The sequence below is a fragment of the Actinoplanes sp. DH11 genome (genome assembly GCF_020873875.1).
Taxonomy (GTDB): Bacteria; Actinomycetota; Actinomycetes; order Mycobacteriales; family Micromonosporaceae; genus Actinoplanes.
In genome coordinates this window covers 80,181-95,256 of the sequence record NZ_JAHWGU010000006.1, presented here as the reverse complement: position 1 = coordinate 95,256, position 15,076 = coordinate 80,181, and the positions used below count along the sequence as shown (strand labels likewise).

Genomic DNA, 15,076 nt, shown 5'->3' with positions numbered 1-15,076 from the left:
CGTCCTCATGCCCCGCCGCACCGTTCCCGGCCCGGGTCGATCCGCCAGATCCGGACGGTGCCGTCCAGGGCGCCCGTCACCAGATGGGTCCGGCCGTCCGGGGCGTCCGCGAACTCCATGTCCGTCACCCGGTCACTGTGCCCGGTCAACGCGCTGATCAAGCATCCGGTACGGGCATTCCAGACCTCGACGGCCTCGTCCATCCCGTTACGGGTCGCCAGATAGCGGCCGGCGGAGTCGTAGAGTGCCACCTTTCCCGGATCCTCACCCTCCTCCACATCGGAGAAGGCCAGCGTCTGCGGGGTCCGGAGCGGCAGCGTGCGGACCAGAGAGCCGTCGGAGGTGCGGCGCACGGTCAGGTCACCGCCGCGCACCACGAACGTGTCACCGGCCGGGCTGGGCAGGATCTCGTCGCGGAAGGTCCCGAGCTGGGTTCCCGAGGTGACGTTCCACAGCGTACGGTCCTCGCCCGGCGCGGGTTCCTCGGGCACCTGCAGCATCGGGCCCTTGAACGCCTCCTCCTCGTCGAAGTCCGGCAGGCCGCCGGGCATCTCCACCGTCCGGATGACCCGCCCGTTCGCCACATCCACGAAGTCGACTGTCTGCGGGGAGTGCCCGACGAGCAGAACCGGCTTCTTCCCGGCCTCGACCACTCGGTGATCGGTCACGTCCGTGAAGGCTCCGACGAGGTCGCCGTCCGTCACGCGGTGCACCCGCAGGTCGAGTTTTGCCTGCTCCGGATCATTCAGGGTGATCACCACCATCCGACTGCTGAGGTCGAATGTCAGGGCGACCTGCGAACTGACGGCCGGAAGCGGATGTGTGGCAACCTCGCGGCCTTCGCCGTCCCAGACGCGAAATTGGTACCGCCCTTCCATTTCGGAAGTTGCGGTATCCGTCACCGCCGCGATCCGATCGCCGCTCGGGGTGATGACCGGAGACCCGACGAGCATGTCGTCACTGAGGATGCGTGGCGCGGCCGCCGGCTGGGCCACATCGTACAACTGGGCGCCTCTTTTGCCGGTCACCACCAGCGTCCGGCGGCCACCCGGCAGGGTGAGGATGTCGCTGGCGCCATTGCTTCGGAAGATCACTTTCCCACTTGCCAGATCCCGGATCTCGGATTTCTGCAGGTCGGCGCCGGTGTCCACGAAGTCCGCGCTCTGCCAGTCGAGGAAAGTGGTGCCCAGGTCGGAGATCGAATTACCCATGTACCAGCTACGGGCGGCAGCGAGCTGACGCCCCTCGGCGTCGAACAGCCTCAGATCCGAGGAGCCCCGGTCGATCACCCCGAAAGTGTTGCCGCCGGCCAGAAGCACCAGGACCGAGTCCTCCGCCACCGTGGCCAGCCGACGTCCGGTGTCGGCCCGCCAGACCGTGGTGGCCAGTTCGCTGCGGCTGTTCTCCCTCGTCACCACGAGCCGATCGGAATTGCCGAACAACGGCTTGCCGGCGTCCGCGAGCAGCGGGCCGGCGCTCTCCCCGGACGGCAGCCGCCACAGCCGTACGCCGACCCCCCACGTCGTGGTCGCCAGGTAGGTGCCGCCGGGACTGACCGTCACCGAGTCCGGGTCGTGCCCGTAGGGCAGGTTGATCGTCACCGTGTCGGTGTCGCGGGGTACCAGGCCCAGCGGCAGCACGGCCAGCGCCACCAGGACCACGGCGATGCCGGCGACCTGGATCCGGCGGAACCGCCGGCCGGGGCCGGCACTGCGGGCCGGAGCCGCGTCCAGACCGGCGAGACGTTCCTGCAACCGCACGTGCCGGAACTGGTAGGCGCCGCCGGCCTGCCGCAGCAGGTCGCGCCGCCGGGCGTCGACCAGGAACGCGGTGAGACGCCACGGCAGTTCGCCGCGGGCCGCCAGCACCAGCCGGGCCAGGGTGAAACGGGTCCAGGCTCGGCTGATCAGCAGGAGCATCGCGAAGACCAGACCCGGCAGCACCATGGCACCACCGACCGTCAGCGGCCAGGTGTCGAAGATGGCGACACCGGCGTCCCGCCAGCGCGCCGAGACCAGGTCACCCAGATCGGCCCGCGCCGGCCAGCCAGCCCAGCCGCTGCGCACCTTCGTCAGATAGCTGCCGAACACCATGCCGAGCACCACGCCGGGCAGCAGGAGCAGTCCGACGAGCAGGCCGGCGACCGCCGACCCGACGAGCGCGGAGTTGCGGTCCTGCCGCAGGAAACCGGTCGGCGAGACGAGCTGGGCCCGGTCCGGCGGCGCCTGGAGCCAGCGGTGCACGGCCAGGGCCACGCCGACCACCACGGCGGCCGCGACGACACCCCAGCTCCAGGCCGCGTACCACTCGACGAGGAACGTCATCCAGGCGTTGACCAGGAAGATCGCGATGGCCACGGCGGCGGCGATCGGGATGCCCGGCATGGCGATCACCTTGAGGCCGGTCAGGAAGCCGATCCGAAGCCGGCCCAGCGACCCGCGCACCGTGGACACCAGGCGGCCCGGTGTGCTGCCGGACGTCGCGTACCACACCAGCGTGGTCAGCACCGCCACCACGCTGCCGATCCAGGCGCCGGCCTCGATGCCGCCGGGCAGTTCGCCGCTGCCCTCGGTGACCACGTGCCAGACGATCGTCGCGACCGCCAGCAGCAGGCCCGCGGTGATGCCCACCAGGATCGCGGCCCACGGCGACAGCAGCCGGTCGCTCATCCGCCACCACACCAGGTCCCGTTCCCTGTGCCGGTGCAGGTAACGGGAGAGGAACGTCATGTACCGCCGCACCTGCTCCGGTTGCCAGTCGCCGTCCGCCGCGTACGCGGCGTCGATCACCCGGTCGGTGAGTCGCTGCTCGACGGCGTACCGGCTGCCCAGGCCCAGCAGTTCCGCCGGATGCCCGCCGAGCCGGTCGTAGACGGTCCGGGCGATCGACACCATCAGCGGCGTGGAGAACGCCCGGGCCACCGGACTGTCCGGCCGCGGCGACCGCAGCTCCGCGAAGATCGGCGCCCAGTCGACCTCCGGCCGCGGGGTCACCGCCTCGAGGTAGACGATGGCGTCCTCCGCCCGCACCGGAAGCACCTCGACCACTGCCGCGCTGCGCAGCATCGGGGAACCGGTCTTGATCAGGTCCTCGTACTCGAAGACGCGGCAGGTGACCACCACCGGCCGGTCCCGGTCGATCGCCCGGTTGATCGCCGCGACCGCCCCGGCACGGGCCGCCTCGGCGATCTCGTCGAGGCCGTCCAGGATCGGCAGGAGGCGGTCGGCGGCGAGCAGCCGGCGAGGCACCTCGACCCGGCCGCCGTAGTAGGTGGTGGCGAGGAACTGCACGACGAACTCGTCGAGGTCCTGCACCATCGGGTCCCACGACGAGACCGGGATGAGCACCGGGACCCGCACACCCGCGTCGTCGGCCTGCCGTGCCGCGAGCAGGCCCACCTGAAGCAGCAGGGCCAGCACGGTCTTGCCCGCGCCGGGCTCGCCGAGCACCACCAGCCGGTGCTTCGGCAGCAGCCGGAACGCGGCGGCCAGCTGCTGGGTGGCGACGGCGATGTCGTTGCGGATCCGGCCGTCCAGGCGCAGCGACCGGTCGTCGTCGAGCACCGCGTCCCGGTCGTCGCCGACGCCACGCCGGCTCTCCTGCCACCGCAGCGGCAGGACGTCGCCGGCGCGCAACCGGGCGTCCGCCTCCTCGGTGCTCTGCTCCCGGAGAATCCGCGCGAGGTCGTCGGCCAGGTCGTCGACGGGTGGGCCGTGACCGGCCGACCGGCCCCGCGTGCCGACCTGTCGCACCGTGCTGCGCAAACCCATGGCCCGGCCCTCCACTCCTCACCAGCGAGGCTAGGCCGCGGCATCCGGCGCCGCATTCACCCGGATGGATCGTGACGCGGGAAAATCGTTGCCGCCGGCGAACCGTCCGTGTCCCCGTCCGCGCCGGGCCCGCGCACTTCGCCGAGCCGACTGATCGCTTCCGGACCGCGGGCCGGTGCGGTGACCGGCGCGAGCACCGCCACGACCCCGGTCAGCGCCACCACCAGCCACAGCGCGCCACCGAGCCCGATCACCGACGCGATCCCGCCGATCAGGGACGGCCCGGCGATGAAGCCGAGATAGCCGCATGTGGACACGGCCGCGACCGCGGTCGCGGGCGAATGCGACCGCTGAGCGGCCGCGGTGAACACGACCGGGACGAGGGTGGCCAGACCGGCGCCGAGAACGGCGAACCCGGCGACCGCGGCCCAGCCACTGTCGATCAGCAGTGCCGCAGCCAGGGCGGCGGTGGCGACGGTGGCAGCGAGACGTACGGTCCGCACCGGTCCCACCGCGGCCACCACCCGGTCGCCGACCATCCGCCCCACGGTCATCGTGACGCTGAATGCGACAAATCCGGCGCCGGCCAGCCCGGGTGACGCCCCCAGCGACCCGCTCAGGTAGACCGCGCTCCAGTCGGCCACGGCCCCTTCGGCGAGCAGCCCGGCGAAGGCCAGACCACCGAGAACGGCAAGCGCAGGCGTACGGATCAGACGCCCGAGCCCTCGCACCACGCCCTCGTCCGCCCCACCCGCAGACACCGGCTCCCCACCGGTCCCGCCCGCAGACACCGGCCCGCTCTCCGGCGGGGCCGCACGCGCCGGCCCGTCGGGGTCGGGCACCGGGATCCGGCTGACCACCACCGCGACGAGCAGGCCAAGCCCGCCGGCCGCCAGCAGGTGCGTCGCCACCGGCAGCCCGAAGCCCGCCGCGACCGAACCCAGCACCGCCCCGGCCAGGCCGCCCGCGCTGAAGACGCCATGGAACCCGGAGAGCACCGGCCGCCCGTACCCCTGCTGCACCCCCAGCCCCGCGGAGTTCATCGACACGTCGAGCGCGCCCATCGCGGCACCCCAGACGAGCATCGTGAGGAACAGCCAAGGCAGCGACGACGCGAACCCGATCATCGGCAGCGTCACCGCGAACCCGGTCAGCGCACACCGCAGCACCCGCCCGGCCCCGAACCGCTGCACCAGGAACCCGGTGACCAGCATCGACCCGACCGAACCCAGCGCCGGCGCGAGCAGAGCCAGCCCCAGCTCCCCGTCGCCGAGCCCGAGCGCCTCCTGCACTGCCGGAATCCGCGGCGTCCACGTCCCGAAGAGCACTCCGTTGGCGGCGAACGCCAGCCCCACCGCTACCCTGGCCCGCCGCAGCCCATCCGTGACCATCCCGCTCCCCTCCCCTGTGCGTCACCGCCGATCAAGCAGCACCGCCGATCCCGTGCGTCACCGCCGATCCCGTGCGTCACCGCCGATCAAGCAGCGCCGCCGATCCTGCACGTCACCGCCGATCAGCAGCGCCGCCCATCGCAGCCCCGCCCATCGCAGCCCCGCCCATCGCAGCCCCGCCGATCCGCAGCACCGCTGTGGGAACGCGACAGCACCGCCCGAAGTCCGCAGGACAAAACACCTGCCGCGCTCCAGGTTTACCGGTAAACAAGACGAAGTTTACCGGTAAACTAGAGGCATGACGACGACACCTGTGACATTGCGCGACGTAGCCCTCGCCATGGGTGTCTCGCACACGACCGTGTCCAACGCCTACAACCGGCCCGCCAAGCTCAGCGAACAGTTGCGCCGGCAGATCCTCGACACGGCCGCCACCATGGGCTACCAGGGGCCGGACCCGCTGGCCGCCGGCCTCGTCCGCGGCCAGGCCGGCGCACTCGGCGTGATCTTCGATGAGACGCTCGCGACGGCGCTGACCGACCCGGCCGCTCAGCTCTTCCTGCAGGGCGTGGCCCGGGCCGGACAGGATTCGGCGGTCGGGCTGACCCTGCTTCCGGCACCGCGGTCGGGCGCCGACGACACGGCCACTGCCGCGCGGATCGCCCTGGTGGACGGCTTCGTGGTGTACTCCGTCGCCCTCGACCACCCCGGCTTCCAGGCCGCACGCCGCCGTCGCAACGTCCCGCTGATCGTGGTCGACGAACCCGTGCCGCCCCTCGGTGACGACTGGATGTACCTCGGTGTCGACGACCGGGGCGGCGCTCACCAGGCCGCCCGGCACCTGCTCGACCTGGGGCACCGCCGGATCGCGATCCTGGTCGACCGTCTCACCCAGGGCGACCATCGGGGGCCGGTGAGCAGTGTGCGCCTGGCCGCCACCACCTATCAGACGGCGCGTGCCCGGCTCGACGGGTACCTGTCGGCGCTCGACGGGCACGTCCCGATCTGGGAGTGCGGCGGCGGCACCCCGGAACACGCGGACCCGGCCACCCGGGCCCTGCTCGCCGCCGCACCGGAGCATCGGGTGACGGCGATCCTGGCGATGACGGACGAGCTGGCTCGCGGGGTGCTGCGGACTGCCGCGGACCTGGGGATCGACGTGCCCGGCGAGCTTTCCGTGGTGGGGTTCGACGACGTGCCGGAGGCCGGGCGCACCGATCCGCCGCTCACCACGGTCCGCCAGCCGCTGAGCGAGAAGGGGACGCTGGCGGTCGAGATGCTGACCGGCGTACGGTCCACCGGCGACCGCCTGCCCACGGAGCTGGTCGTCCGGGGCAGTACGGCGCCGACTCCTTAACATCGGTGCGGCCGGACCGACAGAACATCTGCGGGCCGGACCGACGACACATGGCGAGGCCGGGCCGACAGAAGATCGGCAAGGCTCGCCGACAGGGGACACGCGGGCCCGCGGACGGGCGATCACCGAGGAGGACCGGCATCACCAGCGAGCTCTCGTTTCTGCTGCTCAAACCCGACTGCGTGCGGCAGGGACTGATCGGCGCCGCCGAGCGTACGATCGCCGACGCCGGCCTGACCGTCGAGGACCGCCGCCAGGTCCGGCTCTCCCCGGCCGACGTGCGCCACCTCTGGGCGGAGTACACCGACGACGGCCACCCGCTGGCCCGCGCGTTCCTGGACCGCTACCTCACCACCGCGCCCTCGGAGATCGTCCTGGTCAGCGGCGAGGATGCGTTTGAGCGGACACGCCGGGTGAAACGGGCACTGCGCTCGCGGTACGCCATCGGCGTGTTCGCCAACGTCGTGCACGCCGCCGAGTCCCGCACCGAGCTGACCCGGCAACGGGACCACCTGTTCGGCGGTACGTCCCACGATCTCAGCGTGCCGACCCGCCCCGCCGGCCTCGATCTGCGGGCACACTTCGACGTGCCGGCGCTGGTGAACCGTCTCTGGCCGTTGCTGCAGCAGGATCTGGTGCCGCCGAGCCCGTACCCCTTGGAAGTCGGCCTGCCGGAAGCAGCAGTGATCCTCGGCAGTGATCGCAATCGGACACTCGACTCGACGGTCTCCGCGATCTGGCAGGCCCTGCCCGGCATCGACCCCGGGCACGCGGTGATGCTGGCCCTCCACACCGACCGGGTGGGCGCCTACCCCGTCGCCGCAGGCGGGCGCCGCACCGTGAAACGCTGCTGGAAGGCGCTGCGCCACCACGGCATCCAGGCCTGCGGGCGCGCCACTTTCCCCGACGCCGCCCTACCGGCCACGCCACCGCCGGCCCACTGGTCACCCCCCGCCGCACCCCGGCCCACCACGCCGCCGGCCCACCGGTCATCCACCCAATCGGCCACGCCGGTGCCAGCCCATCGGTCACCTTCCGACATCGCACCGGCACCCACAGTGCCGGCGCACAGCTGACCCGGGCCGGCGGGGCGCCAGGCGGGTGGACGGGTGCGCGGTCCATACCGGCCGCGCATCATCGCCGCGTCCTACCCTCCGGCCCTCGTGGCGCCGAAAGTGCCGTCCCTGCCGAGATGTTGATCTGCTAGCGCTACGAAATCGCTGTGATCATGGGGTCAAAACCGCGATTTCGCATCGCTAGCAGATCAACAACGCCACGCGGGCCCAACGCAGCCGATCGCGGCCACCCAAACCACCGGCCGCGTGCAATCAACCGGCGTCCAAGCCAACCGCATGCAGGGACACCACCACGCTGCCGCCCACAGCCCGCAGCCGCCCGCAGCCGCCCTCAACCCGCAGTCGCCCGCCGCAGCGCGCCGCCCGTCGCCGCCACCCGCCGCAGCCCACCGCAGCCCGCCGCAGTCCGCAGCCCTCAGCCCGCCGCAGCCCGCCGCAGTCCGCCGCAGTCCGCCGCAGTCCGCAGCCCTCAGCCCGCCGCCCGGCGCCGCCCGCAGCCCGCCGCCGCCGTCCGCGGGCCGCCGGGCCGCCGGGCCGCGGCCATGCTCTGCGGTGGGACGCGGTGAGGGCCGCACCCCCACGAAGCGGGTGCGGCCCTCAGCCGAGTGATGGCTCCCTGGTCGGGGGCCTGCGGTCACTTCTTCCAGTTGCCGCCGTTGTGCTGGAGGTCGTGGTCGCGGAAGTCGGGGCCGCCGTGACCGTGGTGGCCGTGGTGGCCGCCGTCCCAGCCGTAGTAGACCTTGAGCGCCCACCCACCGCGGTGGAAGCTGCGCACCGGGAAGCACCGGTAGCGCTCCCAGCGGTCCTGCCAGACGCCCATCCGGCCCACCTTGTGGCAGGTCCGCGGGCTGCGGAAGGTGTCGATGATCCGGTCGCGGCCGCGGTGGTCCTGTTTCTGGGCCGTGGACTTGCCGGACTCGGCCTGTTGCGGTGCGGCCGGGCGGGCGGTCGAGGTGGTCGATGCGGTTGCGGGGCCAGCGGCCATTGTTGCGCCGGTGGCGACCGCCACGCCCGTCATCACGAGCGTGCGCGTCAACTTGTTCATGGGTCACCTTTCCACAAGAAAGGGCTTTTTCGGACAAGCAGCAGCATATGATCTTGTCCGACCCGGGACGGCCGACACCGCGATCACGATCGGGTGATTCTGCGATGCCCTTGCTTGCGGAGCGGCCGGTTCCCTCCTGCGGAGCCACGGTGGGCGATTGCCCGTACCAGAGCGCCCGAAGATCTCAGACGGCGATCCTGGTCCGGGCCGCCGGGCGCAGGTAGACCGCCCAGGTGACCAGCACGCAGAGGGCGTAGAAGGCGATGAAGGCGATGTACGCGGCGTCGGCGTCGCGGTAGGTCAGGAACGACTGGCGGAACGCCAGGTTGACCAGGACGCCGCCGACCGCGCCGATCGCGCCGGCGATGCCGATGACGGCGCCGGAGATGCGGCGCGCCTGGTGCTCGTCGCCGGCGTACTTCTGGCGGAAGATCGCCGGGATCATCTTGTACGTGGACCCGTTGCCGAGTCCGCTGAGGATGAACAGTGAGATGAAGCCGAGCAGGTAGAGCGGCAGCGACCGCTGCTGTGACGCCACCAGCACGATCGAGGCGCCGACGGCCATCGCGATGAAGTTGGCGAAGGTGACCCGGGCGCCGCCGAGCCGGTCGGCGAGGGCGCCGCCGAGCGGGCGGATCAGCGAGCCCAGCAGCGGGCCGAGGAAGGTCAGGTAGGCCGCCTTGATCGGGGTGTCGAACTGCTCGGCGAACTGCACCTGGAGCACCTGGCCGAAGGCGAACCCGAAGCCGATGAACGAGCCGAACGTACCGATGTAGAGCAGGGACATCACCCAGGTGTGCGACTCCTTGGCGGCGTCGCGCATGCCCCGCTTCTCGTTGCGCGCCTGGCTCAGGTTGTCCATCCAGAGCGCCGAGGCGACGGCCGCGATCACGATGAACGGGATGTAGATGCCGGCCACGATGCCCGGCGAGCCGGCGCCGAACGTCGCCAGCACGAAGAGGCCGACCAGTTGCGCGACCGCGACGCCGAGGTTGCCGCCACCGGCGTTGATGCCGAGCGCCCAGCCCTTGAGCCGGTCCGGGTAGAACGCGTTGATGTTCGCCATCGAGGAGGCGAAGTTGCCGCCGCCGACACCGGCGAGCGCGCCGAGGATCAGCAGGGTGGAGAAGGAGACACCGGGTTCGATCAGGACGGCGGCCGCGATCGACGGCACGAGCAGCAGGGACGCGCTGATGATGGTCCAGTTGCGGCCACCGAAACGGGCCACGGCGAAGGTGTACGGGATCCGCAGTGCCGCCCCGACCAGAGCCGGCACGGCGGTGAGCAGGAACTTCTGCGCCGGGTCGATGCCGTACTGGGGGCCGAGGAAGAGCACCAGCACCGACCAGAGCGTCCACACCGAGAAGCCGATGTGTTCCGAGAAGATCGAGATGATCAGGTTGCGCTTGGCGATGGCGGAGCCGCCGTTGTCCCAGAAGTCCCGGTCCTCGGGCCGCCAGTCGTCGATCCAGTGGCCGCCGAGACTCTTGGCTGCCGGGCGTTCCAGTACAGCTGTCATGTCAATCTCCCAGAACGATCAGATCGCCGTCGGCCCGCACCGGGTAGACGTCGATCGGTGGTTGGCCGGACTGGGAACACCCGGTGGCGAGGTCCCATGCGTTGAGGTGCAGCGGGCAGACGACGACCCGGTTGTCGATCTGGCCGTCCGCCAGCGGGCCGCCCTTGTGCGGGCAGACCGCCGAGACGGCGCGCAGCGAGCCGTCCCGCAGGTGGAAGACCGCGATCGTCTCGCCGCCGACGACGTAGGAGCGCCCCTCGCCGGGCGGGATGTCGGCGAGCGGGCCGAGGACGGTCCGGGTGTTAGAGGAGGCAGAGGTCGAGAGGGTCATGAGCGCACCGGAACCTGCGGGAGGACGGTCAGGGGAAGGGAGGTACGGAACTGGCCGGGCGTGGCCGGTTCGGCCCGCTCCTTCCAGGGGTCCTTGTAGGCCTGCACGGCCTCCTCGACGGCCGCGTCCAGGTCGGCGGCGACGCCGTCCGCGTCGTCGACGACGATCTCCCGGATCCGGTCGATGCCGATCCGCGGCACGAACGTGTAGGTGCGTTCCAGCCAGTTCGCGTTCTCCCGGTAGTACTGCAGGAACCGGCCGGTCAGGCGGATCACTTCTTCGGCCGTGCCGACCGTGGTGAGCAAGTCGCCCTTGCGGATGTGGGCGCCGGCCGCGCCGCCGACGTAGATCTCCCACTTGCCGCCGTCGATGGCGACGACACCCAGGTCCTTGCAGTACGCCTCGGCGCAGTTGCGCGGGCAGCCGGTGACGGCGAGCTTCATCTTGCCGGGGCCCTCGAGACCCTGGTACCGCTCCTCCAGCGCGATGCCGAGCGCCGTGGAGTCGCCGACACCGAAGCGGCAGAAGTCCGAGCCGACGCACGTCTTCACGGTCCGGAAGCTCTTGGCGTACGCGTACCCGGACGGCATGTCCAGGTCCGCCCAGATCGCCGGCAGCTTCTCCTTCGGCACGCCGAGCAGGTCGATCCGCTGTCCACCGGTGAGCTTCACCATCGGCACGTCGTACTTCTCCGCCACGTCCGCGATCTTGCGCAGCTGGGCCGGGGAGGTGACGCCGCCCTTCATCTGCGGCACCACCGAGAACGTGCCGTCACGCTGGATGTTGCCGTGCACCCGGTCGTTGATGAACCGGGCGTCGCGCTCGTCGACGTACTCGTCCGCCCACATCATCTTCAGCAGCGAGGCCAGGCCCATCTTGCTCTTGGCGTCGTGCTCGCCACCCGGCACCAGCTTGTCGAAGACCGACGAGACGCTCTTCAGCTCGTACTTGCGGATCGCGGCCATCAGCTCCGGCTTCGGCATCGGCACACCGGGTACGTACCAGGACGCGGCCGGGTCCTCCTCGACCTCGCCACCGGCGGCCCATTCGACGATCCGCTGCACCAGCGGCTTGCAGGTCCCGCAGCCCTTACCGGCCCTGGTCTTGTCCATCACTCCGCCGACCGTCTTGCAGCCGGCGCTGACGGCACCGCAGATGGCGCCCTTGCTGACGCCGTTGCAGTTGCAGACCTGCGCGTCGTCCGGCATGTCCGCGGGCGCCACCTCGCCGGCCGGCCCGCCGATGTCGAAGAGCAGCTCGGCCCGCTCCTCCGGCAGCGCCATGCCCCGGTCGAACGCCTGGATCAGGCCGGCGGCCTTGCGGTTGTCACCGACCAGGGTGGCGCCGACCAGCACGCCGTCCCGGATGATGATCTGCTTGTACACGCCCTTGCGCGGCTCGCTGTAGACGATCACCTCGTCCTCGTCGGTCGCGGGCTCCTTCAAGCCCATCGAGGCGACGTCGATGCCGGCGACCTTGAGCTTGGTGGAGATCTTCGAGCCGGTGTACGCGGCGTCGAGGTCCCGGCCGGTGATGTGGTCGGCGAGCACCTTCGCCTGGTCCCACAGCGGCGCGACCAGGCCGTACATCTCTCCCCGGTGCTGCGCGCACTCCCCCACCGCGTAGACGTCGGACTCGCCCCGCACCCGCATCTGGTCGTCGACCACGATGCCGCGCTCGACCGGGAGCTCGCTGTCCGCGGCGACCTGGGTGTTCGGCCGGATGCCGGCGGCGACCACCACGACGTCGCACTCGATGACCGTGCCGTCGCCCAGTTTGACGCCGGTGACCCGGTCCTTGCCGAGGATCTCGCTGGTCATCGCGTCGACGATGACGTCGATCCCGAGTTTGTTCTCGATGCTGTCCTTGAGCATCGAGCCGGCCTTCGCGTCCAGCTGGGTGTTCATCAGGTGACCCATGGCGTGCAGCAGGGTCACGTGGTTCAGGTGGTTCTGCAGGCCGCGGGCCGCCTCCAGGCCGAGCAGGCCGCCACCGATCACGACGGCCCGCTCGTGGTCCCGGGCGTACCGGATCATGGCGCGGGTGTCGTCGAGCGTCCGGAAGGCGAAGACGCCCTGGTGGTAGCCGCGCTTCGGGTGGTGGATCCCCTTGATCGGCGGCGTCCAGGCGTAGCTGCCGGTCGCGATGATCAGCTTGTCGTACGGGGTCTCGCTGCCGTCGTCCCCGAAGACGACCTTGCGCGCCTTGTCGATCCGCTGGATCTTCACGCCGGCGTTCAGCGTGATCCCGTTCTCCTGGTACCAGGCCAGGTCGTTCAGGAAGATCCCGTCCTCGGTCTCCACCCCGGCCAGCAGGTTGGAGAGCATGATCCGGTTGTAGTTGCCGTACGGCTCGTCGCCGAACATCGTCACGGTGAAGTCGCCGTTGCGGGCGAGGATCTCCTCGACCGTGCGGGCGCCCGCCATGCCGTTGCCGATGACGACCAGTCGCTGACTCATCGAATCTGCGTCCCTTCGGGTGCGGCGGGCGCGATGGACACCGCGCACACCTTGAAAGCGGGCATCTTGGAATGGGGGTCGAGAGCCGGGTTGGTCAGCGCGTTGGCGCCCGGCCAGTGGAACGGCGCGAACACCGTGTCCGGGCGGATGCCGTCGCTGAGCCGGGCCCGCAACGTCGCGGCGCCCCGGCGGCTGCGGAGCTCGACCAGGTCGCCGTCGGCGATGCCGTGGCGGCGGGCCAGGTCGGGGTGGATCTCGGCGCGGGGCTCGGGCAACGCCACGGTGAGCGCCTTCACCCGCCGGGTCTGCGTGCCGCTCTGGTAGTGCTGCATGTTGCGGCCGGTGGTCAGCACGTACGGGTACGTGGTGTCCGGAAGCTCCGCCGCGTCGCGGTGCTCGACCCGGATGAACTTGGCCCGGCCGCCCGGCCGCGGGAAGCCGTCGGCGAACAGCCGCGGGGTGCCCGGGTGGTCCTCGCTCGGGCAGGGCCAGAAGACGCCCTGCTCGGCGTCGATCCGCTCCCAGGTGATGCCGTTGTAGTCGGCGAGGCCACCGGCACTGGCCCGGCGCAGCTCGTCGAAGACGGCCCGCGGGTCGTCGGTGAAGAACCGGCCGCGACCCAGCAGCTCGGCCAGGTCGGCCAGGACCGTCAGATCCGGCTTGACCATCGGTGGCGGCGGCAGAGCCCGGCGGCGGCGCAGGACCCGGCCCTCCAGGTTCGTCATCGTCCCCTCCTCCTCGGCCCACTGGGCGGTCGGCAGGACGACGTCGGCGAGCGCGGCCGTCTCCGACTCGAAGATGTCCGAGACGACCAGGAAGTCGAGGGACCGCAGCCGCTCGATGACGTGGTTGCTGTGCGGCGCGGAGACGGCGATGTTGCTGGCCAGCACCATCAGGACCCGGACACCGCCGTCGGTGCCGAGCCGGTCGAGCATCTCGTAGGCGCTGAGCCCCGGCATCGGCAGCTCGTCCGGGTCGATCCCCCACACCCCGGCGACGTGCGCCCGAGCCGCCGGGTCGTCGAGCCGCCGGTACCCGGGCAGCTGGTCCGCCTTCTGCCCGTGCTCACGGCCGCCCTGCCCGTTGCCCTGTCCGGTGATCGTCCCGTACCCGGAGAACGGCCGGCCGACCAGCCCGAGCGCGAGCGCCAGGTTGAGCCAGGCCTGCGCGGTGTCGGTGCCGTTGCTGTGCTGCTCGGCGCCGCGGGCGGTGAGGATCATGCTGGGCGTCTCGGTGGCGAGCAGGCGTACGGTCTCGCGCAGTTGCGCCTCCGGGACACCGGTGATCCGCTCGACGCGTTCCGGCCAGTAGGAGTTCACCGCCGCGCGGACGCCGGCGAAGCCCTCGGTCCGCTCCTCGACGAACGCCGAATCGACGAGGCCCTCCTTGAGGGCGATGTGCAGCAACCCGTTCGCCAGGGCCAGGTCGGTGCCGGGCGACGGCTGCAGGTGCAGGTACGCGCCCGCGGCCGTGTTGGTCCGGCGCGGATCCACCACGATGTGCTTCGCACCGGCCGCCCGGCCCTCGTCCAGGTACTGCATGGACGGCGGCATCGCGTCCGCCGGGTTCGCGCCGACCAGCAGCACGGTCCGCGCCTTCGCCACGTCGGCCAGCGGGAACGGCAGACCCCGGTCGACACCCAGCGACCGGTTCGCCGCCGTCGCCGCCGACGACATGCAGAACCGGCCGTTGTAGTCGATCGCCGACGACCGCAGCGCCACCCGCACGAACTTGCCGAGCGCGTACGCTTTCTCGTTCGTCAGTCCCCCGCCGCCGAAGGCGCCGACGCTGTCGTTGCCGTACCGCTCCCGGCTCTTACCGATCGCGGCCACGATCAGCGAGTACGCCTCCTCCCAGGAGGCCTCCCGCAGCGGGCTGTCCCGGTTGCCGGGCTCCTTGCGCACCAGCGGCGTCAGCAGCCGGTCCGGATGGTCCAGCAGATCCGCCGCGGAAAAGCCCTTGGCGCACAGGCCGCCCCGGTTGACCGGGAAATCGGCCGGTTCGAGCCGCACCCGGGGAATCTCGGGTGTCAGCGTCATGCCGCACTGCAGGGCGCAGTACGGGCAATGCGTCTGGGTCGCCGTCACAAGGAGTAGCCTCTCGGCCGCCCGTTAACCCCGCAGACGCC

Annotated in this window: 9 protein-coding genes; 2 read left to right on the top strand and 7 right to left on the bottom strand. The window is 71.3% G+C overall.

The window, feature by feature from the left end; translation table 11 throughout:
- Nucleotides 1–5 precede the first annotated feature (5 nt).
- Nucleotides 6–3,770 (bottom strand): WD40 repeat domain-containing protein, encoded by a 3,765-nt coding sequence (locus LPA41_RS10825; protein WP_229069969.1) that lies wholly within the window; start codon nt 3,768–3,770, stop codon nt 6–8.
- A gap of 56 nt (nt 3,771–3,826) precedes the next feature.
- Nucleotides 3,827–5,161, bottom strand: coding sequence for an MFS transporter (locus LPA41_RS10820; RefSeq protein ID WP_229069968.1), 1,335 nt, complete (start codon nt 5,159–5,161; stop codon nt 3,827–3,829).
- Nucleotides 5,162–5,459: 298 nt separating this feature from the next.
- On the opposite strand from LPA41_RS10820, the gene LPA41_RS10815 reads away from it, so the two are divergent.
- Nucleotides 5,460–6,518, top strand: coding sequence for a substrate-binding domain-containing protein (locus tag LPA41_RS10815; protein WP_229069967.1), 1,059 nt, complete (start codon nt 5,460–5,462; stop codon nt 6,516–6,518).
- Between the two features lie 50 nt (nt 6,519–6,568).
- Nucleotides 6,569–7,594, top strand: coding sequence for a nucleoside-diphosphate kinase (locus tag LPA41_RS10810; protein ID WP_255689526.1), 1,026 nt, complete (start codon nt 6,569–6,571; stop codon nt 7,592–7,594).
- Nucleotides 7,595–8,228: 634 nt separating this feature from the next.
- Here the strand turns inward: LPA41_RS10810 and LPA41_RS10805 are convergent.
- From LPA41_RS10805 to LPA41_RS10785, 5 genes are all read right to left on the bottom strand, one after another.
- On the bottom strand, nt 8,229–8,639 hold the full coding sequence (locus tag LPA41_RS10805; RefSeq protein WP_229069965.1) for a hypothetical protein: 411 nt from the start codon (nt 8,637–8,639) through the stop codon (nt 8,229–8,231).
- A gap of 184 nt (nt 8,640–8,823) precedes the next feature.
- Nucleotides 8,824–10,158: a NarK/NasA family nitrate transporter gene (locus tag LPA41_RS10800; protein ID WP_229069964.1), complete on the bottom strand. Its 1,335-nt coding sequence runs from the start codon at nt 10,156–10,158 to the stop codon at nt 8,824–8,826.
- Nucleotide 10,159: 1 nt separating this feature from the next.
- Nucleotides 10,160–10,489: a Rieske 2Fe-2S domain-containing protein gene (locus tag LPA41_RS10795; RefSeq protein ID WP_229069963.1), complete on the bottom strand. Its 330-nt coding sequence runs from the start codon at nt 10,487–10,489 to the stop codon at nt 10,160–10,162.
- Nucleotides 10,486–12,948 (bottom strand): nitrite reductase large subunit NirB, encoded by a 2,463-nt coding sequence (gene nirB, locus LPA41_RS10790; protein ID WP_229069962.1) that lies wholly within the window; start codon nt 12,946–12,948, stop codon nt 10,486–10,488. Before nirB ends, LPA41_RS10795 begins: the two co-directional genes overlap by 4 nt.
- Entirely contained in the window at nt 12,945–15,035 is a 2,091-nt protein-coding gene (locus LPA41_RS10785) for a molybdopterin oxidoreductase family protein (RefSeq protein WP_374238143.1), read from the bottom strand. Before LPA41_RS10785 ends, nirB begins: the two co-directional genes overlap by 4 nt.
- Nucleotides 15,036–15,076 lie beyond the last annotated feature (41 nt).